18 protein-coding genes are annotated in these 21,779 nt (G+C 72.2%); 10 read left to right on the top strand and 8 right to left on the bottom strand.

Annotated elements, in window-relative coordinates:
- Nucleotides 1–4: 4 nt before the first annotated feature.
- From LZG04_RS09235 to LZG04_RS09250, 4 genes are all read right to left on the bottom strand, one after another.
- Entirely contained in the window at nucleotides 5–913 is a 909-nt protein-coding gene (locus tag LZG04_RS09235) for a carbohydrate ABC transporter permease (RefSeq protein WP_233815293.1), read from the bottom strand.
- Entirely contained in the window at nucleotides 913–1,839 is a 927-nt protein-coding gene (locus tag LZG04_RS09240) for a carbohydrate ABC transporter permease (RefSeq protein ID WP_233815295.1), read from the bottom strand. Before LZG04_RS09240 ends, LZG04_RS09235 begins: the two co-directional genes overlap by 1 nt.
- 80 nt (nucleotides 1,840–1,919) lie before the next feature.
- Complete coding sequence (locus LZG04_RS09245; RefSeq protein ID WP_233815297.1) at nucleotides 1,920–3,224, bottom strand: ABC transporter substrate-binding protein; 1,305 nt, start codon at nucleotides 3,222–3,224, stop codon at nucleotides 1,920–1,922.
- 57 nt (nucleotides 3,225–3,281) lie between these two features.
- The gene (locus tag LZG04_RS09250; protein ID WP_233815300.1) at nucleotides 3,282–5,222 is read right to left on the bottom strand and encodes a DUF2264 domain-containing protein; all 1,941 of its coding nucleotides are present in this window, start codon (nucleotides 5,220–5,222) and stop codon (nucleotides 3,282–3,284) included.
- Between the two features lie 280 nt (nucleotides 5,223–5,502).
- Between LZG04_RS09250 and LZG04_RS09255 the strand changes: the two genes are divergently transcribed.
- Entirely contained in the window at nucleotides 5,503–6,615 is a 1,113-nt protein-coding gene (locus LZG04_RS09255) for a substrate-binding domain-containing protein (protein WP_233815303.1), read from the top strand.
- 3 nt (nucleotides 6,616–6,618) lie between these two features.
- On the opposite strand, the gene LZG04_RS09260 is transcribed toward LZG04_RS09255, so the two are convergent.
- Complete coding sequence (locus LZG04_RS09260) at nucleotides 6,619–7,389, bottom strand: SDR family oxidoreductase (RefSeq protein WP_233815306.1); 771 nt, start codon at nucleotides 7,387–7,389, stop codon at nucleotides 6,619–6,621.
- A complete protein-coding gene (gene kduI, locus LZG04_RS09265) occupies nucleotides 7,386–8,216 on the bottom strand; it encodes a 5-dehydro-4-deoxy-D-glucuronate isomerase (protein WP_233815308.1) in 831 nt (276 codons plus the stop codon). The genes LZG04_RS09260 and kduI overlap by 4 nt, the downstream gene beginning before the upstream one ends.
- 135 nt (nucleotides 8,217–8,351) lie before the next feature.
- On the opposite strand from kduI, the gene LZG04_RS09270 reads away from it, so the two are divergent.
- A complete protein-coding gene (locus tag LZG04_RS09270; RefSeq protein ID WP_233815310.1) occupies nucleotides 8,352–9,476 on the top strand; it encodes a LacI family DNA-binding transcriptional regulator in 1,125 nt (374 codons plus the stop codon).
- On the opposite strand, the gene LZG04_RS09275 is transcribed toward LZG04_RS09270, so the two are convergent.
- Nucleotides 9,454–10,404: a sugar kinase gene (locus tag LZG04_RS09275; RefSeq protein ID WP_308199035.1), complete on the bottom strand. Its 951-nt coding sequence runs from the start codon at nucleotides 10,402–10,404 to the stop codon at nucleotides 9,454–9,456. The genes LZG04_RS09270 and LZG04_RS09275 overlap by 23 nt on opposite strands.
- A 217-nt stretch (nucleotides 10,405–10,621) precedes the next feature.
- Between LZG04_RS09275 and LZG04_RS09280 the strand changes: the two genes are divergently transcribed.
- From LZG04_RS09280 to LZG04_RS09315, 8 genes are all read left to right on the top strand, one after another.
- Nucleotides 10,622–11,920, top strand: coding sequence for a BNR repeat-containing protein (locus LZG04_RS09280; RefSeq protein ID WP_233815313.1), 1,299 nt, complete (start codon nucleotides 10,622–10,624; stop codon nucleotides 11,918–11,920).
- A gap of 125 nt (nucleotides 11,921–12,045) precedes the next feature.
- Entirely contained in the window at nucleotides 12,046–13,290 is a 1,245-nt protein-coding gene (locus tag LZG04_RS09285; RefSeq protein ID WP_233815315.1) for an MFS transporter, read from the top strand.
- 290 nt (nucleotides 13,291–13,580) lie between these two features.
- Nucleotides 13,581–14,510 carry a carbohydrate ABC transporter permease gene (locus tag LZG04_RS09290; protein ID WP_267935783.1) on the top strand — a complete coding sequence of 310 codons (930 nt, stop codon included), beginning with the start codon at nucleotides 13,581–13,583 and terminating at the stop codon, nucleotides 14,508–14,510.
- 5 nt (nucleotides 14,511–14,515) lie between these two features.
- The gene (locus tag LZG04_RS09295; protein ID WP_233815320.1) at nucleotides 14,516–15,382 is read left to right on the top strand and encodes a carbohydrate ABC transporter permease; all 867 of its coding nucleotides are present in this window, start codon (nucleotides 14,516–14,518) and stop codon (nucleotides 15,380–15,382) included.
- Nucleotides 15,383–15,420: 38 nt separating this feature from the next.
- Complete coding sequence (locus LZG04_RS09300) at nucleotides 15,421–16,770, top strand: sugar ABC transporter substrate-binding protein (protein ID WP_233815323.1); 1,350 nt, start codon at nucleotides 15,421–15,423, stop codon at nucleotides 16,768–16,770.
- An 84-nt stretch (nucleotides 16,771–16,854) separates the two neighbouring features.
- Nucleotides 16,855–18,615, top strand: a complete 1,761-nt coding sequence (locus LZG04_RS09305; RefSeq protein ID WP_233815325.1) for a glycoside hydrolase family 35 protein — start codon at nucleotides 16,855–16,857, stop codon at nucleotides 18,613–18,615.
- 86 nt (nucleotides 18,616–18,701) lie between these two features.
- Complete coding sequence (locus LZG04_RS09310) at nucleotides 18,702–19,760, top strand: LacI family DNA-binding transcriptional regulator (protein WP_308199017.1); 1,059 nt, start codon at nucleotides 18,702–18,704, stop codon at nucleotides 19,758–19,760.
- Between the two features lie 234 nt (nucleotides 19,761–19,994).
- Complete coding sequence (locus LZG04_RS09315; RefSeq protein WP_308199018.1) at nucleotides 19,995–21,122, top strand: transcription termination factor Rho, short form; 1,128 nt, start codon at nucleotides 19,995–19,997, stop codon at nucleotides 21,120–21,122.
- A gap of 33 nt (nucleotides 21,123–21,155) precedes the next feature.
- On the opposite strand, the gene LZG04_RS09320 is transcribed toward LZG04_RS09315, so the two are convergent.
- On the bottom strand, nucleotides 21,156–21,677 hold the full coding sequence (locus tag LZG04_RS09320) for a hypothetical protein (RefSeq protein ID WP_233815327.1): 522 nt from the start codon (nucleotides 21,675–21,677) through the stop codon (nucleotides 21,156–21,158).
- Between the last annotated feature and the right edge of the window lie 102 nt (nucleotides 21,678–21,779).

A 21,779-nucleotide genomic window follows, 5' to 3' on the forward strand; every position in this document is an offset into this window, starting at 1 on the left:
GGCGTCACCCCTTCAGCCCGCTGGTGGCGATGCCCTGGACGAAGTACTTCTGGCCCAGGAGGAACACCACGGCGATGGGCACCACGGACAGCACCGACCCCGTCATGATCAGGGCGTGCTCGGCGTTGTACTCGCTGACGAACGACTTGAGCCCGAGCTGGATGGTCCACAGGTCGGGGTCGCGCAGGTAGATCAGCGGGCCGAGGTAGTCGTTCCAGGTGGTGACGAAGGTGAGCAGGGCGAGGCTGGCCAGCGCGGGCACCGACAGCGGCAGCATGATGCGGAAGTAGATGCCGTACTCGCTGAGGCCGTCGACCCGGGCGGCTTCGCACAGCTCGTCGGGGATGGTCAGGTAGTACTGGCGCATCAGGAACACGCCGAAGGCGCTGAACGCCTGCAAGGCGATGATGGACCAGGGCGTGTTGGTCAGGCCGACCTCGGACATCATGATGAACTGCGGGATCATGTAGGCCTGCCACGGCACGGCGATGGTGCCGATGTAGACCAGGAACAGCAGGTTGCGGCCGGGGAAGCGGGCCTTGGCGAAGCCGTAGGCGGCGAAGCTGCCGGTGAACAGCTGCAACAGGGTCACGACCACGGACAGGAACACGGTGTTCTTCAGCCAGGTCAGCATGTCCGAGATCCGCCAGATCTCGGCGTAGTTGCCCCACTGCGGCGAGTCGGGCAGCCAGGTCACGGGGATCGAGAAGACGCCGCTGTTGGTCTTGAGCGACGACGAGATCATCCAGAAGAACGGCAGCAGCAGCCCGGCGGCCGCCACCGCGAGCACCGCGTACCCCAGCACCCGGCCGAACGCGGGCAGCCTCCCGCCGCGCCGGCCGGGGGGCGCGTCGGGGGCGGTGGGCGGGAGGTCGGGGGTGGCGAGGTCGGGCAGGGTGTGCGGGGCGGCCATCAGGCGTTCCTCCTGCGGTTGACGGCGAACTGCACGACCGTGACCGCCATGCAGAGCGCGAACAGCACGACGGAGATCGCGGAGGCGTAGCCGAACCGGTTCTCCACCAGGCCCTTCTGGTAGATGTACTGCGACAGCACGAGGGTGGACTGGCCGGGGCCGCCGTTGGTCATGACCAGGATGAGGTCGAAGACCTTGAAGCTGCCGATGGTGAGCATGACCGTGACGAAGAACGTGGTGGGGCGCAGGCAGGGCAGGGTGACGTTGCGGAAGCGCTGCCAGGCGTTCGCGCCGTCGATGCGGGCGGCCTCGTGCAGCTCCGGTGGCACGGTCTGCAACCCGGCGAGGAAGAGCAGCATGTAGTAGCCCATCTCGCGCCACACGCCGACGATGATCACGGCCGGCATGGCCCAGTCCGAGGAGGCGGTCCAGCCGGGCGGGTCGTCCACGCCGAACAGGCCCAGGACCTGGTTGATCGGACCGGCGTCACGGCTGAACAGCAGGTTCCACGCGATGGCGATGGCCACGATCGAGGTGATGTAGGGGAAGAACGCGGCCGTGCGGAAGAACGCCACGCCGCGCAGCTTGCGGTTGAGCAGCAGGGCCAGGCCCAGGGACACCGCGAGGGTGAGCGGGATGTGGAACGCGGAGTAGTACAGGGTGTTGAGCAGTGCCCGGTGGAAGCTGGAGTCGCCCAGCAGGCGGGTGAAGTTGTCCAGCCCGATCCACTTGGCCTTGCCGAAGACGTTCCAGTTGGTGAACGAGACGTAGAACAGCGCGACGACCGGGCCCAGGGTGAGCAGGCCGAAGCCGAGGAAGTTCGGCAGGACGAACGACACGCCCTGCAATGACCGGCGTGCCCGGTACCACCGCTTCGCGCGGTCCGCCCCGGTCCCGGGTGGACCGCCGACCGTCGTGGTGCTCATCGGCTCTCCGTGCTCCTGCGTAGGTGGTGTGCTGGTGGTGGCGCGGGCCCGGGGTGGTCGGCCGGGCCCGCGCCGGGTGGTCACTTGGATTCCAGGACCTCGTTGCGCGCCCGTTCGCCCGCCTTGGCCAGGGCCTCGTTCACCGGGGTGCTGCCGGACATGATCGCGGAGTGGGTCTCCTGCAGGATGTTCTGCAACGCCGCCGTGTGCGGTGAGACGGGGTTCTCCGCGCGCGTGTCGTGCGTGGTGAAGGAGAACCGGGACAGCTCGTCACCCGGGATGCCCTCCACGCCGAAGTACGCCTTGGTCACCGGTTCGGTCAGCGTCGCGGGCGTGATGCCGATGGACGCCAGCGCGGTCGCGCCGCCCTCGCCCGCCACGAAGGTCAGGAACTTCTTGGCCGCCGCGGCCTTGCCCTCGTCGATCGCGGCGTTGATGCCCAGGCCGGTCGGGTCGCCGAACGTGACCGGCTTGTCCTTCGACGACGCGTCGCGCTGCGGCGCGGGCGCGAAGCCCCACTGGAACGGCTGCGCGTCGCCCTTCTTCTGCTGTGCGATGAGCGTCGCCACGTACCAACTGCCCATCAGCATCGTCGCGGCCTGCTGGGTGCCGAACTGCGCCTGGTACTGCAACGTGTTCGTGGTCGCCGTGCCGTAGTCCACCTGCGCGCCGGCCTGCTGCTGCTTCAGGGCGCGCTCGTAGTAGGGCGCGAGGTAGCCGTAGTCGCCGCTGTCGAGGTCGGCGCCGGGCGTCTGGGCCAACGCCAGGCCCTGCACGGTGGACTGCCAGGTGTGCTGGTAGGCCGCCTTGGCCTGGGAGCCCGCGGTCTTCAGGCCGGCCGCCAGGTCCGCCACCGCCTTCTCGTACTCCGCCCAGGTCCACGCCTCGCTGGGCGGCGTCACGCCGGCCGCGGCGAAGAGGTCCTTGTTGTAGTACAGGTACCAGGAGTCCTGGCGGTAGGGCACGGCGTAGGTGACACCGTCCACTTTGTAGTTGCCGAGACCGTTGACCCCGTCGCCGAGGCCGCTCGCGACGTCGGAGACGTCCAGCAGCTGCTCGCCCGCCTGGTAGGTGATGAAGTTCTTCAGGTTCTTCAGCACGTACAGGTCGGGTGCGCTGCCCGCGGCCAGGTCGGCGGTGAGCTGGGTGTCGTAGTTGGCGGCGTCGTACTCCTTGAACTCGATCTTCACGTCCGGGTTCTGCGCCTGGAACGCCTCGGCGAGCTTGGCGAACTCGGGCGTGGTCTTCATGCTCCACGCGCTCATCGTCAAGGTGACCGGGCCGCCGCTGTCGGCGGGTTCGTCGGCGCCGCAGGCGGTGGCGGTGAGCGTGAGGGCGGTGACGGCGGCCGCGATGGCGGTCCACTTCGGATGGCGGTGTCGCATGTCCTTCACTTCCTGGTCGAGCCTCGGGGAGACGGGGGATGTGGCGGGTGCCGCCGGTCAGGGCAGCGCGACGCGGGTCCGCGCGCCGTCGGGCCACCGGGTGGCGACCCAGGTCGTCGATCCGCCGGAGGTGAGCCGGACCTCCGGTTCGGCGGACCACGACCCGTCGGTGCGCGTCAGTTCCAGCAGAGCGGCGCACCACTCGCCGGGCACGACGGGGCACCGCGCCCACGGGACCGCGGCGAGAGGGCCCAGCGGGCTCGCGTCGTCGTGCGTGGACAAGCCCGAGCCGGTGGTCGGTCCCAGGAGGACGACGAGCCTGGACCGCGTGCCGTCGGCGACGACGGCACCAGGGGTCTCGGTGGGCTGGGCGTCGGCTCCCGCGACGGGCCAGCCGGACAGCCGCAGGGCCGCGGGCGGGCGGTCCTCGGCGACGGCGTCCACCCGGACCAGGCGGACCTCCCACGGTCCGCGGACGAGCGAGTGCACGGTGACCGTGCCGGCGTCGTGGTGGCGGCCGGTCCAGCCGGAGCCGTGCCCCTGCTGGGCCTCGTCGGGTTCCAGCCAGCGCACGACGCCGGACGAGGACCCGACGGCCACGGCGACGCCGTCGGCGTCGACCACCCGGACCGACCCGACGGCCATGCCGGACCGGTGTGACGCCCGGCCGTCAACGTCGAGCAGCACGACGGCCTGGTCGTGCGGATCGGCCCAGCTTTCGCGGTCCAGCAAGGGGCTGGTCGCGGTGGAGTAGCCGAGGCGGGCGTAGAGCGGGGAGTCGCCCCTGGTGTCGCCCGGTGCCGCGTGGTCCGTGCCGTGGTTGACGACCCGGACGACGCCGTCCGCGGCCGTGCCGCTGACCAGCCAGCCCGGAGCTGTGACGGCCCGCACGTAGTCGGCCCGCTCCACCGGCAGCGGCAGTTCCCCGGCGGCCCACACCGGGTGGTCGGCGGGCAGGGCCAGGCCGAGCATGCCCTTGACCGCCCAGTACGGCGAGCCGGGGCCCGAGTACGCCTGCGCGATGCGCGGCCACCGGCCGTGCCAGCCCAGCGGCAGCAGGCCGTGCTCGTCGAGCGCGCCGCGGTCGAGGAAGTGGCGCACGACGCCGGTCGCGGCCCGGCGCAGCACACCGGGCGGGGTGGACGGCACCTCGGCGAGGACGCCCGCCCAGAACGGCGCGGCGGCGGCGAACCGGTAGGTCAGGCTGCGGCCCTGCACCAGCGGCGAGCCGTCCGCGCCGACGAGGTGGACGGCGTCGAGCAGGAAGCGGTCCAGCAGCGCGGTGTCGCGTTCCCGGCGGGCCTCGGCGAACCCGGCCGAGCCCGGCATCCGCGCCCACAGCAGCGGGTAGACGTGCAGCGCCCAGCCGACGTAGTGGTCGAACGCGCGCTCGTGGCCGTCGGCCATCCAGCCGTCCTCACGCAGGAAGCCGTCGTGGGTGGCGAGGTCCTCGGCGACGTCGTCGGCCGACCAGGGCCCGCCGACCGAGCGCAGGAACGCCTGCACGACCAGCCGGAACCACACCCAGTTGATCCGCGGGTAGGTCGGGTCGCCCACGGCGGGCGCCAGGTAGTCCACGACCCGCTCTCGCACGCCGGCGTCGAGCCGGTCCCACAGCCACGGGCGGGTCAGGTCCAGGGCCAGCGCCAGCGAGGCGGCTTCGACCTTGGCCTGCGGGTGCTCGTCCAGCCGCACCCAGCGCTCCGGGGAGCGGGGGTCGGTGCCGGCCGCGATGCCCTCGGCGTAGAACTCGGCCAGGCCGTCCGGGTCGGCCCCGTGCTCACCCGCGAGCCGGAACCCGGCGAGCAGGAACGTGCGGGCGAAGCCCTCCAGGCCGTCCACGTCGGTCCCGTAGCCGCCCGCCGGTCCGGGCAGAGTGATCCGCGCGTGCCCGGGCGACGAGAACGGGCGCACGGCGCGCAGCATCGCGTCGGCGGCGCCCGCCCAGTCCTCGCGGGTCCACCCGCCCGGCGCGGTCGGGGATGCGTCTGCCCTCAAGAGGGGTTCCGGCGGCATGTGACTGTCCTTCAGCGTCGAAGGCGTTCGATCAAAAGATGCACAGTTGCTTTCGTTTTTGATCGCTTTGGCTGTCAAGTAGTAAATACGTGCAGGAGCGATCGTGTCAAGACTCACACGAACACTCAGCCGCCCGGAACGGCCCGGCCTGTCGGCGTCCGGCGTCACGGCGGCCCGCCCACATAATTGGGTCACGATCAACGACAGGAGGACGCGCGGTGACGAGAGCGCGCACGGGGACGGCGCGGCCGAAGGCGGTCGCGTGGTGAACCCCGAGTCCCGCACGCTGGCGGCCAAGAGGCGCGCGTCCATCCTGGAGGCGCTGCACCGCGACGGCATGGTCCGCATCTCCGACCTCAGCGAGAAGATGGGCGTCACCGCCGTGACGCTGCGCCGCGACATCGCCCACCTCGACGGGGAGGGCCTGCTGCGCCGGGTGCACGGCGGCGCGACGCTCCCCACCGCCGAACTCCTGCCGCCCGGCGTGCAGCCCTTGGAGGTCACCCCGGAGCCCTCGTACCCGGGTGCTGCGGGCATGTTGGTCCCCTCGCTCGACTACTACTGGCCGGAAGTGGTCCGCGGCGCGGAAGAGGAAGCCTCCGCCCACGGCCTGCGCATCCTCCTGCGCGGGTCGTCCTACGGCAGCGCGGACGACCGGCCCCAGCTGGAGCGGCTGCTCGACAACGAGGACGTGTGCGGGCTCATCGCCGCGCCGAGCCTGACCGCGCCGTCCGCGGCGGCCACGATCGAGTGGCTGAGCACCATCGACACGCCGGTCGTGCTCGTCGAACGGGTCGCCACAGTCGGCCCGCGCCAGGCCGTGGTGGAGTCCGTGGTGTCCGACCACGCGCTGGGCGCGGCCATGGCCGTGCACCACCTCGTGTCGTTGGGCCACCGCAAGGTCGGCGTGGTGACCAGTGCGAACAGCCCGACGTCACCGCACGTGCACCGCGGTTGGCTGGACGCCTGCGCCGAGACCGGGCTCGACCCGCGGTCCACCGTGGACACCGCCGTCCCCGCGCCCGGCACGCCGGGGTGGGACACCGCGCTGGACGAGGTGCTCGACGGGGTGGCCTCCACCGGCACCACGGCGGTGCTCGTGCACGCCGACAGCGAGGCGATGGCCCTGGTGCAGCGCGCCGAGCAGCGCGGCGTGCAGGTGCCGTCCGAGTTGTCGGTGGTGGCCTACGACGACGAGGTGGCGGCGTTGTTCACCCCGCCGCTCACCGCCGTGCGCCCGGCGCGGCGCTCGATCGGGCGGGCGGCGGTGTCGCTGCTGGCCGCCCGCCTGCACGACCCGGACCGCCCGGCGCACCGGGTGGTGATCACGCCCTCGCTGCGGGTGCGCGGCTCGTCGGTCCCGCCGCCCGGCTGACCGTCACCGGGCCAGCCAGCCGCCGTCCACGGGCAGCACGACGCCGTGGACGTAGTCCGCCGCGCGGGAGCACAGGAACAGCACCGCGCCGGCGACGTCCTCCGGCTCGGCCCAGCGCCCGGCCGGGATGCGCTCCAGGATCGAGCGGTTGCGGTCGGGGTCGGCGCGCAGGGCGTCGGTGTTGTCGGTGCTGACGTAGCCGGGCGCGACGGCGTTGACGTTGACGCCCCGGTGGGCCCACTCGTTGGCCAGCGCCTTGGTCAGCCCCGCCACGGCCGACTTGGACGCGGTGTAGCCGGGCACGGTGATGCCGCCCTGGAAGCTCAGCATCGACGCGATGTTGACGATCCGGCCCGACCCGCGGGCCAGCATCGCGCGGCCGACGTCACGCGACAGCGTCCACGTGGCGCGCAGGTTGACGTCGAGCACGTGGTCGAAGTCCGCGTCGGCGTGCTCGGCGGCGGGCGCGCGGCGGATCGTGCCGCCGTTGTTGACCAGCACGTCCACCTCCCGCGCGGCCAGCAGCGCGCCCAGCTCGGCCACCTGCCCGTGGTCGGACAGGTCGGTCCGGACCGGGGTGAACACGCGTCCCTCGGCCTCGACCGCGGCCCGCGCCGGGCTGTCGCACTCGGGCATGGCCGAGCTGACGCCGATCACGTCCGCGCCCGCCGCCGCCAGCAGCCGTGCCACGGCCAACCCGATGCCCCGGCTGGCCCCCGTGACGGCGGCGGTCCTGCCGGTCAGGTCGAGCAGGCCGGCCACCTCGGGCGTCATCGCAGCGCCGCCGCGGGGTGCGGGTCCATGTCGTCGAACGCCTGGTTCTCCCCCGCCATCGCCCACACGAAGCTGTACGCGGCCGTGCCCACGCCGCTGTGCACCGACCACGGCGGGGAGATCACCGCCTGCCGGTCGGCCACGACCAGGTGCCGGGTCTCGGTCGGCTCACCCAGCAGGTGCACCACGCGGGCGTCCTCGGGCAGGCCGAAGTAGAGGTAGACCTCCATGCGCCGCTCGTGGGTGTGCGCGGGCATGGTGTTCCACATGCTGCCGGGGTGCAGCGTGGTCACGCCCATCACGACCTGGCAGCTGCGGACGCCGTTCTCGTGGATGTACTGCGTCAACGTGCGGCGGTTCGACGTGAGCGGGTCGCCCAGCTCGCGGACCGTGCCGCCGCCCGGCTCGACCAGCACCGTCGGGTGGGTCGTGTGCGCGGGCGCGGAGAACAGGTAGAACGCGGCGGGCGCGGCCTCGTCGTCGGACGCGAACGACACCTCCTCGGCACCCCGCCCGACGTACAGGCACGCGGTCGGCTCCAGCCGGTGCTCCACGCCGTCCACCGTCACCGTGCCCGGACCGCCGACGTTGACGATCCCGGCCTCGCGGCGGTCGAAGAAGCGCTCCGACTTCAGCTCGGGGAACGCCGGCAGCCGCAGCGGACCCGTGCGCGGCAGCGCGCCCACCAGCACGACCCGGTCGTGGTGGCTGTGCACCGCGCGCACCTCGTCGTCGGCGAACAGGTCTTCGACCAGGTAGTGCCGCCGCAGGTCGTCCGTGGTCATGGACGGCACCTGCTGCGGCGCGGTCGCGTAGCGCTGCTCCACGTGCGTCGCCTTCCTTCCGTCAGGTCGTTTCACTCAGTCAGAAACAGTCAATCTCAGACACAAAGCAAGTACAAGACTGTACAGTTTGCTTGTTACGATCAGTTTCGATCAGGTCGACGAGATGAGCAGGCGGTCATGGCGGACAAACCGGGTGGGGAGGCGAAGGGCTCGATGCTGCCCGCCGCCCGACGGCAGTGGCTGCTGGAGCACCTGGACGGCCGGGGCGTCGTGCGCATCTCGCACATCGCCCGCGCCATGGGCGTCACCCCGGTCACCGTGCGGCGGGACGTGAACGACCTGGCCGCCGAAGGCCTGGTGGAACGGGTGCACGGCGGGGTCCGGCTCGTCGCCGCCGAGCCCGTCGAACCGTCCGGCGCGCAGCCCTCGCCCGCGATCGGGATGGTGGTGCCGTCACTGGACTACTACTGGCCCGAGGTCATCCGCGGCGCGCAGGACACCGCGCACGACCGGCGGGCCCGACTGGTGCTGCGCGGCGCGTCGTACCAGGTGGACGACGTGCGGCACCAGGTGGAGTGGATGATCGGCACCGGCGCGGTCGACGCGCTGCTGGTCGCGCCGCCCACCCGCGGCGCGGGGGCCGAGGAGCTGGTCGCCTGGCTGACGGCCCTGCCCGTCCCGGTCGTGCTGGTCGAGCGGTCCGCGGTCACCGGCCCCTACCGGCAGCACGTCGAGTCGGTGCGCACCGACCACGCGGCGGGCGCGGAGCTGGCCGTCCGCCACCTGCACGCCCAGGGTCACCGGTGCATCGGGCTGGCCATCAGCGCGAGCAGCCCCACGTCCGCCCAGATCCGCGACGGCTGGCACCACGCCATGGCGGACCTCGGCCTGCTGCCCGCGCCGGAGGCGCTGGTCGCGGCCTACTACGAGCCGGGCTGGGCCGTCGACGTCGACCGGGTGCTGGACCTGTGCGCCGAGCACCGCGCCACCGCGCTGGTCGTGCACTCCGACCGGGAGGCGGTGTCGCTGGTGCAGCGCGCGGAGGAGCGGGGCGTCCGGGTGCCCGCCGACCTCTCGGTCGTGGCCTACGACGACGAGGTGGCGAGGTTCGCCCACCCGCCGCTCACCGCCATGCGCCCCCCGAAGTACGCCGTCGGCAGCACGGCCGTGGACCTCGTGCTGGCCAGGCTGGCGCAGGGCCCCGACCGGCCGGTCCGCCGGGTCGTGCTCAGCTCCGAGCTGCGCGAACGCGCGTCGACCAGCGCCCGTGCCGGGCTGATCACCGCACACCCGCCGCGCTGACCCGGGCGGCGGCCCAGGTGGTCGCGTCGGCGGCGAGCAGCCGGGCCACGTCGGCCGGCGGCAGCGGCACGGCGACGTCGGACAGGGTGCACAGCGCCCCCGCCGCGGCCAAGTGGCCCGACCGCAGGCGGCGGGCGGCCGGTTCGCCCGCCAGGTGGGCCGCGAGGTACCCGGCGGCGAAGGCGTCGCCCGCGCCGACGGGTTCGACCACGTCCACGGCGAGGGCGGGCTCGAACACCGGTGCCGCGCCCGCCTCCAGCACGGTCGCGCCGGCCGCGCCCTGCTTGACGACCAGCGTGCCGGGCTCGGGCAGCACCTCGCGGACGGCGGCCGGCTCGGCGACACCCCACAGCGCCTCGGCCTCGTCGTCGCCGACCAGGACGATGTCGGCCTTGGCGGCCAGGCCGCGCAGCACGTCCGGGCCCGCGGGCCCCCACAGGGCGGGCCGCCAGTTCACGTCGAACGACGTCGTGACGCCGGGGTGGTCCAGCAGCGCGTGCACGAGCGCCAGGCAGGACGGCGACAGCGCGGCCGTGATGCCGGTGAGGTGCACGGCGCGGACCCCGTCCAGGTCGAGGAGGTCGACCACCTCGGGCCCGAGCGCGGACGCGGCGGAACCGGCGCGGTAGTAGCGCATGGCGCTGCCCGCCTTGCCCGTCTCCTTGACGTACAGGCCGGTGGGGCGGGTGGGGTCGACCCGCACGCGCGAGACGTCCACGCCGGCCGCCGCCACGGACGAGACGACCGCCCGGCCGAACGGGTCGTCGCCGACCGCGCTCACCCAGCCGACCCCGACGCCGAGCGCCGCCAGGGCGCAGGCCACGTTGGACTCCGCGCCGCCGATGCCGCGCACCCAGGTCCGGACCTCCTCGGCGGGCCCGGCCTCCGCCGGCGTGAACACGGCCATCGTCTCGCCCACGCACAGCACCGCGACCACTTCGACTCCTCAGGGTTCAGACTCCCGACGAAACGATCGTAAACGAAAAAATAATGCTTGACTCGACTAAATCGATCACACATGCTCAACCGGCTGGCCCGCTCCCCTCCCCGGGTGGACGGGAGCAGGATTTGACCGGCGCGGAGCGACGACAGGACGGATCATGGTGTCGGACACCGGGCGAACGACCGCACCCACCGCGACCTTGGTGTCCGACACCCTGCTGGACGCCGCCGCGCTGTACTTCGTGTCCTACGACGGCGTGGTGAACAACAACTCGTTCCAGCGGGAGGCGATCCTCACCCACGCCGGGTACCAGTACGCCACGTGGTACACCGGCAGCCGTCACGCGGTCGTGGCGCGCAGGCGGCTCGGCGGCGAGTGGGAGCACGTCGTGCTGCCGCACCGGTTGAGCGTGGACGACTCGCACAACGTGATCTCGCTCGGCGTCTGCCCGCACGACGGCACGCTGCACGTCGCGATGGACACGCACGACAACCCCGTGTTCTACGTGAAGTCGGTCGCCGGGCTCACCACGTCGCCGAGGGGCTGGGACTCCTCCGCGTTCGGCCCGGTGCAGCGGTCGTTGGACGGCGTGGAGCTGGGTGACGTGACCTACCCGCAGTTCGTCGTGACGCCCGAGGGCGACCTCCAGCTGAGCTACCGCACGGGGTGCTCCGGCAACGGCGTCAACGAGCTGGCCGAGTACCGCGACGGGGTGTGGACGCGGCTGGGCGCGTGGAGCTCCGCCGACGGCGACTACACCGGGCCGAACGGCGTCGTGTCCCGGACCCGCAACATGTACCTGCACGGCCTCGACTACGACCGGGACGGGCGGCTGCACGCCGCGTTCACCTGGCGCGAGGGCGACACCGGCGTGCTGTCCGCGCCCGGCGGCCTGGCCAACCACGACACGGGTTACGTCCACAGCGACGATCGCGGCCGGACCTGGCGCACGAGTGCGGGTGACGTCGTCGCCACCACGGGCGGCACGCCGGTGGGCATCTCCTCCCCCGGCGTCATCGTCGACCACCTGGGCCCCGACCACGCGCTCATGAACCAGGAGAGCCAGGCCGTCGACTCGACCGGCACACCCCACGTGGTGATCAGCTACGTGCCGGAGCGCCTCGTCCCCCGCGTCTCGGACTACGCCGCGCAGCGGGCACGACACGCCCGCACGTTCCACCTGACCCGGGTGGACGGCACGTGGACCAAGCGCGAGATCCCCGTCCCGCCGAACAGCACCCAACGCACCCGCCTGGTCCTCGACCGCGCCGACAACGCCTACCTGGTGATGCCGCGCGGGCTGATCGTGGCGGCGAGCCGGGCGAGCGGGTGGACCGACTGGACGACCGCGTTCACGCCGACGTCGCTGCACGCGTTCGGCGAGGTCAACGTCGACACGTCCCGGGTCGCCCTGGACGGCATCCTCTCCGTCCAGTACCAGCAGCTCTCGACGGGCACCACCCCGTCCCCGATCCGCGTGGCGGACTTCCTCCTCTCCTGACGGCCCGTCGACCGCGCGTCCGACGGGGTGGAGCGTCCGAACGCGCTTGGCGGATCGCGGGCGGGTCGTGGTGGCCGGCTCTCGGCTCCGCGGGTTGTCGGGGGGTGCCAGCAACGTACCGTGCCATGCCCCGGCTTGTTCCCCCTCTGCTGCGCGACCCGACGTTCCGCTGGTACTTCATCGCCCGGACCGCCTCCCACTTCGGTGACGGCCTGATCGGCATGGCGCTGGTGTTCGGCTCGTTGCGGCTCGGCGCGTCGCTGACCGAGGTCGGACTGGTGCTGCTCGTCGGCCGGCTGCCGGTGGTGGTGTTCACGCTCGTCGGCGGGGTGGTGGGCGACGTGGTGTCGCGCCGGGCCGTCATGCTCGCCGCCGACGTCGTCCGCTGCGCCTCCCAGGGCCTGACGGCCGCGCTGCTGATCACCGGCGCCGGGACGCTGTGGCACCTGGCCGCGTTGCAGGCGGTGGCGGGCGCGGCGAACGCCTTCTTCGCCCCCGCCGCGGCGGGCCTGGTCGTCGACGTGGTGCCCCAGGAGCAGCGAAGTCAGGCCAACGCGCTGGTCAACGCCGCCCAGAACGCCGCGACGCTCGTCGCCCCGGTGGTCTGCGCGGTGCTGGTGGAGACGGTCGGAGCGGGCGTGTCGTTCGCCGTGGACGCGGCCACGTTCGCGGTCAGCGCCGCCGCGCTCGTCGCGCTGAACGTCCCGGACAGGCCGGTGCCGCCACGGCCCCCGCTGCTCGACGCCGCACGGCAGGGGTGGCGCGACTTCCGCGGCCGCCCCTGGTTGCAGGCCATCACGATCCAGGTCGCCGTCATCAACGGCGCCTGCATCTCCCCGTTCCTCGTCCTCGCCCCTGTCGTCGCCGACCAGCAGCTGGGTGGCGCTCTGGCCTGGGGTTTCATCGCCAACGGCTACGCCGTCGGCGCGTTGCTGGGCAGCGTCCTGGCCCTGCGCCGGCGACCCCGGCGCCCGCTGCTGGTGGCCGTGACCATCCCGGTCGCCCTGGCCCCGCTGCCGGCCCTGCTCGCCGCCGGCGCGCCGGTCCCGGTTCTCGTCGCGGCGGCCGTTCCCGCCGGAGCGCAGGCCGGCCTCTACGCCGTGCTCACCCAGACCGCGCGGCAGATCCACGTGCCCGCCGACCTGGTCGCCAGGGCCACCGGCCTCTCCACCGTCGTCGGCCTGGCCGCCGCGCCGCTGGGCATGGCCCTGGCCGGACCGGCGGCCGACCTCATCGGCACGGACGCCGTGCTCCTCGCCGGCGCCGTGATCGCCGTGCTCAGCGCACCCCTGACGCTCGCCGTGCGCTCCGTCCGGCAACTCCCGGCCGAGCCCGCACCCGCCCACCCGACCCCTTCGCGCGTCAACTGAGGTCAACTGAGCCACAGGGCCTGCTGCTCGCCTTCACCGCGCCCCGCCCGGCCAGGACCTCTGCTGAAGTCGTTATCAGCCGTGCCTTGCGGACCTCGCATGTTTGCGCAAACATGACCGGCGACCGCTGCGGCACGTGACCTGGGCGACAGGGCCATCGCAGTGATCGGATGCCGGAAGCTGGTCGGACCTCGCGGTCGACGCGAGGCCCTGGACAGGCCCAGGACCGAGGGCTAGCGACTGCGGCCGATGTTTGCGCAAACATGTCGTGTGGTTCGACAGGAGTGACGATGACGTCCATCTCGCCGCCGGTGCAGCCTCGGTCGGTTCGGTCGGTCCGTCGTGGGCGCGGTTCGCGGGTGGAGGGTCGGGGGTGGTTGTTCGTCGCGCCGTTCCTGGTGGTGTTCGCCCTGGTGTTCCTGGCGCCGATCGCGTACGCGGTGTGGCTGAGCCTGTTCCGGGAGCAGGTGTTCTTCGGTGGTACGGAGTTCGTGGGGCTGGACAACTACGCGGCGGTGTTGGGGGACGGGAAGTTCTGGGAGTCGTTCCTGCGGGTGCTGGTGTTCCTGGTGGTGCAGGTGCCGGTGATGCTGGGGTTGGCGTTGGTGGCGGCGTTGGCGATCGACAGCGCGCGGTTGCACGCGGCGGGGTTGTTCCGGATCGTGATCTTCCTGCCCTACGCGGTGCCGGGGGTGGTGGCGGCGTTGATGTGGGGGTTCATCTACGGCGACCACTTCGGGTTGGCGGCCGACCTCAACGAGTGGCTGGGCCGCAAGGTGGTCGAGCCGTTGTCCGGGGACTGGATCCTCGCCTCGATCGGCAACATCGTGACGTGGGAGTTCGTGGGTTACAACATGTTGATCCTGTACTCGGCGCTCAAAGTCGTGCCGCACGACTTGTACGAGGCGGCGGCGATCGACGGGGCGGGGGCGTTGCGGACGGTCGTGAGCGTGAAGCTGCCGGCGATCCGGGGGGCGTTGATGATCGCGACGATCTTCTCGATCATCGGCAGCTTCCAGTTGTTCAACGAGCCCAACATCCTGCGGTCGTTGGCGCCGAACGCGATCAGCACCTTCTACACGCCGAACATGTACGCCTACAACCTGTCGTTCGGCGGTCAGCAGTACGACTACTCGGCCACGGTGGCGATCGTGATGGGTGTGATCACCGCGGTGATCGCCTACGTGGTGCAGTTGCGCGGCTCGCGGAAGGGCGCGTGAACCCCATGACCACCACGAACTCCGTGCTCAAGCCGCGCAGGTCCCCGGTTCTCACCGCCGTCATGGCGCTGTACCTGGTGTACACGTTGTTGCCGTTGGCGTGGTTGTTGATCAGCGCGACCAAGACCCAGCAGGACCTGTTGTCGACGTCGGGGTTGGCGCCCGGTGGGACGTTCGCGTTGTTCGACAACATCGGCCAGACGTTCACCCACGACGACGGGATCTTCCTGCGCTGGCTGGGCAACACGCTGCTCTACGTCGTGCTGGGCGCGGGTGGTGCGACGGTGCTGGCCACCGCGGCCGGGTACGGTCTGGCCAAGTACCGCTTCCGGGGCCGCCGCGCGGTGTTCGCGGTGTTGTTGGGTGCGATCGCGATCCCGGGCACGGCGTTGGCGGTGCCGACGTTCCTGATGTTCAGCAACCTGGGCCTGACCAACACCCCGTGGGCGATCATCATCCCGTCGCTGGTCAGCCCGTTCGGCCTGTACCTGGTGTGGACCTACGCCACCGAGGCGGTGCCCGACGAGCTGCTGGAGGCCGCCCGCATCGACGGCGCCGGCGAGGTGCGCATCTTCCTCACCGTGACGCTGCGGCTGCTGCTGCCGGGTGTGGTGACAGTGGCGTTGTTCGCGGTGGTGTCGACGTGGAACAACTACTTCCTGCCGTTGATCATGCTCAGCGAACCCGACTGGTACCCGCTCACCGTGGGGCTGAACCAGTGGAGCGCGCAGGCCTCCGGGGTCGGCGCGCAGCCGATCTACCACCTCGTGGTCACCGGCTCGCTCATCACCATCGTCCCGCTGGTCATCGCGTTCCTGCTGCTGCAACGCTTCTGGCAGTCGGGCCTGACCGCGGGCAGCGTCAAGCAATAACCCTCTCTCTTTCTCACCGCCGCGAAAGGATCCCGCCCATGTCACCCACCAGGCGCCGCCGCCAGGTGGCCCTCGTCCTGGCCACCGCCCTCGCCACCGCGCTGTCCGCCTGTTCCACCGGTGGTGGCGGTACCGCGCCCGCCGGTGGCGCCACCGGCACCCAGGACGCGGTCGACGCGGCCCTCAAGACCGGCGGCGAGATCACTTACTGGAGCTGGACCCCCTCCGCCAAGGCCCAGGTCGAGGCGTTCCAGCAGGAGTACCCGAACGTCAAGGTCAACTACGTCAACGCCGGCACCGGCAACGACCACTACACCAAGCTCCAGAACGCCATCAAAGCGGGCTCCGGCGCGCCCGACGTCGCCCAGATCGAGTACCAGGCCCTGCCCCAGTTCGCCCTGACCGGCTCACTGGTCGACCTCGGCCAGTACGGCTTCCAGGCGTTCGAGGACGACTACACCCCCTCCACCTGGAACTCGGTCAAGGTCGGTGGCGGCCTCTACGGCCTGCCCCAGGACTCCGGCCCCATGGCCCTGTTCTACAACAAGCAACTGTTCGACCAGCACGGCATCACCGTCCCCAAGACCTGGGCCGAGTACGTGGCCGCGGCGGAGAAGCTGCACGCCGCGGACCCGACCAAGTACATCACCTCCGACACCGGTGACGCGGGCTTCGCCACCAGCATGATGTGGCAGGCGGGCGCCAAGCCGTTCACCACCGACGGCAAGAACGTCAAGGTCGACCTCCAGGACGACGGCGTCAAGAAGTGGACCTCGACCTGGAACCAGCTCGTCGAGAAGAAGCTGGTCTCGTCGATCCCCGGCTGGTCCGACGCCTGGTACAAGGCGTTGGGCGACGGCACCATCGCCACCCTGGTGACCGGCGCGTGGATGCCCGGCGTGCTGGAGTCCTCGGTCAAGGACGGCGCCGGCAAGTGGGCCGTCGCGCCGATGCCGACCTACGACGGCGCAACGCCGATCACCGCGGAGAACGGCGGCGGCGGCCAGTCCGTGCTCAAGCAGAGCGCCAACCCCGCGCTCGCGGCCGCGTTCGTGCGCTGGCTCAACAACGGCAACGGCGTCAAGCCGTTCCTCGAGAGCGGCGGTTTCCCCGCCACGAAGGCCGACCTGGCTTCGCCCGCCTTCAAGGACAAGGCGTCGGAGTACTTCGGCGGCCAGCAGATCAACCAGGTCCTGACCGCCGCCGCGGGCCAGGTCGTGCCGGGCTGGAGCTACCTGCCCTACCAGCTCTACGCCAACAGCATCTTCGGCGACACGGTCGGCAAGGCCTACGCGGGCGGCACCGCGCTCGACCCCGCGCTGGCCGACTGGCAGAAGGCGCTGGTCGACTACGGCAACCAGCAGGGCTTCACGGTCACGACCGGCTGACCCGACGGCGGGGCGGCCCGGACCGGCCGTCCCGCCACCACACCCGCACGCACCCGTGCCCACCCGGAAGGACCACCCACCCCCGTGCCCGAGTTCAGCATCGGCGAGCGGGACTTCCTGCTCGACGGCAGGCCGTTCCGCATCCTGTCCGGCGCGCTGCACTACTTCCGCGTGCACCCCGACCAGTGGGCCGACCGGATCGACAAGGCCCGGCGCATGGGCCTGAACACGATCGAGACCTACGTCGCCTGGAACGCCCACGCGCCCGACCCGGGCACCTTCGACCTCACCGGCGGGCTCGACCTCGGCCGGTTCCTGCGGCTGGTCGCCGACGCGGGGATGAAGGCCATCGTCCGGCCCGGCCCCTACATCTGCGCCGAGTGGGACAACGGCGGCCTGCCCGCGTGGCTGTTCCGCGACCCGGAGGTCGGCGTGCGGCGCACCGAGCCCAAGTACCTGGCCGCGGTGCGCGCCTACCTCGACCGCGTCTACGAGGTCGTCGCGCCGTTGCAGGTCCAGCACGGCGGGCCGGTCATCCTGGTGCAGGTCGAGAACGAGTACGGCGCGTTCGGCGACGACAAGACCTACCTCAAGGCGTTGGCCGAGCACACCCGCGACGCCGGCATCACCGTGCCGCTGACGACCATCGACCAGCCGACCGACGCGATGCTCGAGGCGGGGAGCCTGGAAGGGCTGCACCGGACCGCGTCCTTCGGGTCGCGCGCCACCGAGCGGTTGGCCGCGCTGCGCCGCCACCAGCCGACCGGGCCGTTGATGTGCGCGGAGTTCTGGAACGGCTGGTTCGACCACTGGGGCAGCCACCACCACACCACCTCGGCCGCCGACAGCGCGGCCGAGCTCGACGCCCTGCTCGCCGCGGGCGCGTCGGTCAACTTCTACATGTTCCACGGCGGCACGAACTTCGGGTTCACCAGCGGCGCCAACGACAAGGGCACCTACCAGCCCACCATCACGTCCTACGACTACGACGCGCCGCTGGACGAGGCGGGCAACCCGACCGCGAAGTACCACGCGTTCCGCGAGGTGATCGCCCGCTACCACGACGTGCCCGGCGAACCGCCGCCCCCGGCGCGACCGGCCCCGACGTTCACCGCGGCGTTGGCCGACCCCGTCGGCCTGCTGGAGGTGGCGGGGCGGTGGGACGGCTGGCAGCGCCACGACACCGTGCCAACGCTGGACGAGCTGGACGGCGCGCCGCGGTTGGCGCTGGCGACCACGCGGGTCGACGCCCCCGGCCCGGCCGTGCTGTGCTTCGGCGAGGTGCGCGACCACGCCACGGTGTTCCTGGACCACCAGCCGGTCGGCGCCCTGCTGCGCGAGCACCACCAGCGCGCGCTCGGGCTGCACCGCGCCGTCGGCGCGTTGACGGTTTTGGTCGAGGACCACGGTCGGGTGAACTACGGTCCGCGCATCGGCGAGCCGAAGGGCCTGATCGGCGAGGCGACCCTCGACGGCCGCCCGCTGACCGGGTGGGAAGTCCTGCCGCTGGCCCTGGACACCCCGCCGCCGGCGTGGGCCGACCACGACCTCACCGCTCCGGTCACGGGACCGGTCGGCGGCCCGGTGTTCCTGCGCTCCCGGTTCGACCTCGACCAGCCGGCCGACCTCCACCTCGACACCGGTGGCTGGGGTCGGGGCGTGGTGTGGGTCAACGGCTTCGGCCTCGGCCGGTACTCCTCGCGCGGCCCGCAGCGCACGCTGTACGTGCCGGGCCCGGTGCTGCGCGCCCGCGGCAACGAGCTGGTCGTGCTGGAGCTGGCGGCGCTGACCGAGCCCACCGCCCGGTTCGTGCCCGGACCGCTGCTGGGCCACACGGAGGCATGACGGAATGTTTGCGCAAACAACGATCGGCGCGCACGGGCTATAGTGGCACCGCGTCAAGACGGCCGCCGGGGGAAGGAGCCCTAGACGTGACAGCGGAGTCCACGTCCGGGACGCCCCGGCCGCCGGCCACCCGGCGCGCACCCGCCCGCCGGGTGTCCATGGCCGACGTGGCCCGCCTGGCCGGCGTGTCGGCCCAGACCGTGTCCCGGGTGTCCAACGGCCACCCCAGCGTGGTGGGCTCCACGCGCGAGCAGGTGCTCGACGCCATGCGCCGCCTGGGCTACCGGCCCAACAGCGCGGCGCGCGCCCTGAAGTACGGCGAGTTCCGCACCATCGGCGTCATCCTCTTCACGCTCTCCACGGTCGGCAACAGCCGCACCCTGGAGGCCATCGTGGACCACGCCGCGCACGAGGGTTACGCCATCACGCTGATCCCGGTGGCCGTGCCGACCCAGGACGGCGTGCTCGGCGCGTTCACCCGGCTGGGCGAGCTCGCCGTGGACGCGGTCATCGTGATCATGGAGGTCCACCTCCTCGACGCCGCCACGATGACCCTCCCGCTGGGCATCCCGGCCGTGGTCGTGGACTCCAACGGCGGCGACCGCTACACCGTCGTGGACACCGATCAGGCCGACGGCGCGCGCCAGGCCGTGCGCCACCTGCTCGACCTCGGCCACCGCACCGTCTGGCACGTCGCCGGCCCCGAGGACTCCTACGCCGCCGAACGCCGGGCCGAGGCGTGGCGGGACGCGCTGGCCGAGGAGGGCTTGGAAGTGCCCCGGATGTGGCGCGGCGACTGGTCGGCCGACTCCGGGTACCGGGCCGGGCTGGAGCTGGCCGACGAGCCGGGCTGCACGGCCGTGTTCGCGGCCAACGACCAGATGGCGCTGGGCCTGCTGCGGGCGTTCCACGAGAAGGGCCGGGTCGTGCCGCGCGACATCAGCGTGGTCGGGTTCGACGACATCCCCGACGGCACCTCCTTCATCCCGCCGCTGACCACGGTCCACCAGGACTTCACCGAGGTCGGCCGCCGCTGCGTCGAACGCGTGCTGCGCCAGGTCCACCACCGGCGCACCAAGCCGGGCACCACCCTGGTGCCGACCCGCCTGGTGGTGCGCGCCAGCACCGCGCCGCCGCCCGCCTGACGGCCCTGGTCACCGCCTGTCCACATCGGACAGGCTTGCGCGTCGTGCCCAGCGGCGGCTATGCTGCACGACATCTCGTTCCCGTGGACGCAGGCGGCTCGGCCCCACCCACGGAGTCTCGCGAAATCCCCGGACCGACCGGACGTGGCTCGCACAGCCTTCCCCGACGTGTCACCGGGTCGTCACCGCGGCTGCGCCGCGCATCCCACCATTCCCGAAATCAGGGAGAAACCCTTGAACCACAACGACATTCCCGACACCCGGCTCACCTCCGGCGTCCTCGACCTGGTGGACCGCCGGGCCGTGCTGCGCGTCGACGGCTACCTGCCCGGACCGCACGACGTCGCGGTCGCGCCGCACCTGGTGGCCGAGCACGGCCTGCGGCGCGGCGACGAGGTGCACGGCCGGGTCGCGCCCGCGCCCCGCGGCGGCAAGGCGCCGTCGCTGGTCTCGGTCGAGGCCGTCAACGGCGCGCACCCGCGCCACTCCCCCACCAGGCGGGGGTTCACCGACCTGGTGCCCACCCACCCGGACGAGCGGCTGCGGCTGGAGACCGAGCCGCACGAGCTGACCACGCGCGTGATCGACCTGCTGATGCCCCTGGGCAAAGGACAACGCGCGTTGGTCGTCGCACCGCCCAAGGCGGGCAAGACGACCGTGCTGCGGTCGATCGCGCACGGCATCGCCAAGAACCACCCGGAGTGCCACCTGATGCTGGTCCTGGTCGGCGAACGCCCGGAGGAGGTCACCGACCTGGCGCGGGCCGTGCCGGCCGAGGTCCTCGCGGCCACGTTCGACCACCCGCCCCGCGACCACACCGCGCTCGCCGAGCTGGCCCTCGAACGGGCCAAGCGACTGGTCGAGCTGGGCCGCGACGTGGTGGTGCTGCTGGACTCCGCGACCCGGCTGGGCCGCGCCTACAACCTCGCCGCGCCGACCGGCGGGCGGACCCTGTCCGGTGGCGTGGACGCCGGCGCCCTCACCGCGCCCAAGCGGTTCCTGGGCGCGGCGCGCAACGTCGAGGGCGGTGGTTCGCTCACCGTCATCGCCACGGCGCTGGTCGACACCGGCTCCGCGGGCGACACGCTGCTGTTCGAGGAGTACAAGGGCACCGGCAACGCCGAGCTGCGGCTGGACCGCCGCAGCGCCGCACGGCGGGTCTTCCCCGCCGTGGACGTCCACCAGTCGAGCACCCGCCGCGACGACCTCCTGCTCACGCCCGGCGAGGGCGTCGCCACCCGGCTGCTGCGCCGCGTCCTGGCGGGTCAGGAGGACGCGATCGACGTGCTGCTCGACGGCCTGCGCAAGACCGGTGACAACGCCGAGTTCCTCGCCCGCCTCACCGCGACCACCCCTCGTTGACCCCGGTGTGGACTGTCGCGTCGGGACGGTCGGTCAGGTGAGCCGGACCGCGTCGGTGACGAACGCGCCGACCGGCGAGGTGCCGCCCCGGAGGGTCACGGCGACGTCCAGCCTGGTGTAGTACGGGACGCCGAACATCAGGGGGCCGGGTGTCGTGCTGGAGCACGACGGGGTGGTCCGGCCGGACGAGCACGACTTGTGCGAGACCTCCGTGCCGGGCAGGTACGGGTTGTACTCGCCCTGGAAGACGCGCACGTCCATCAGGACGAACTCGATGTCCGGCGCGGGCAGGCTCGGGTTCGCCAGGCTGCGGCAGTCGAGCGACCAGGTGCCGGTGGCCGTCCGGTCGGCGCCGATCTGCGGCCAGACCACGCTCACGTAGCAGAACGACTCCGGCGGGGTCGCCGCCGCCCGGATCACCACTTCGCCGACCGTGACCCGGTGGCCCAGGTCGACCACGCCCGGGTCGGCGACGAAGCCGCCGGCCGCGATGCGGGTCGGTCGGTCGGGCCCTGGTGACGCGGCAGCCGGAGCCGCCGCCAGTGCCGCTGCCACGGCCAGTGCCGCGGCCACGGCGACCGGGCGTCGGAGCGGGCGAAATCGCCAGCGGTGCATCGTGTCCCCTTTCTCGTGAGGCGGTGACAACCCGAAGTCTCG

It is taken from the genome of Saccharothrix sp. S26 (assembly GCF_021390395.1).
Taxonomy (GTDB): Bacteria; Actinomycetota; Actinomycetes; order Mycobacteriales; family Pseudonocardiaceae; genus Actinosynnema.

Coding starts and splice junctions, on each gene's coding strand:
- LZG04_RS09235 (WP_233815293.1), bottom strand. CDS start 913: ATGGCCGCCCCGCACACCCTGCCCGACCTCGCCACCCCCGACCTCCCG.
- LZG04_RS09240 (WP_233815295.1), bottom strand. CDS start 1,839: ATGAGCACCACGACGGTCGGCGGTCCACCCGGGACCGGGGCGGACCGC.
- LZG04_RS09245 (WP_233815297.1), bottom strand. CDS start 3,224: ATGCGACACCGCCATCCGAAGTGGACCGCCATCGCGGCCGCCGTCACC.
- LZG04_RS09260 (WP_233815306.1), bottom strand. CDS start 7,389: ATGACGCCCGAGGTGGCCGGCCTGCTCGACCTGACCGGCAGGACCGCC.
- LZG04_RS09270 (WP_233815310.1), top strand. CDS start 8,352: ATGGCGGACAAACCGGGTGGGGAGGCGAAGGGCTCGATGCTGCCCGCC.
- LZG04_RS09285 (WP_233815315.1), top strand. CDS start 12,046: ATGCCCCGGCTTGTTCCCCCTCTGCTGCGCGACCCGACGTTCCGCTGG.
- LZG04_RS09290 (WP_267935783.1), top strand. CDS start 13,581: ATGACGTCCATCTCGCCGCCGGTGCAGCCTCGGTCGGTTCGGTCGGTC.
- LZG04_RS09295 (WP_233815320.1), top strand. CDS start 14,516: ATGACCACCACGAACTCCGTGCTCAAGCCGCGCAGGTCCCCGGTTCTC.
- LZG04_RS09300 (WP_233815323.1), top strand. CDS start 15,421: ATGTCACCCACCAGGCGCCGCCGCCAGGTGGCCCTCGTCCTGGCCACC.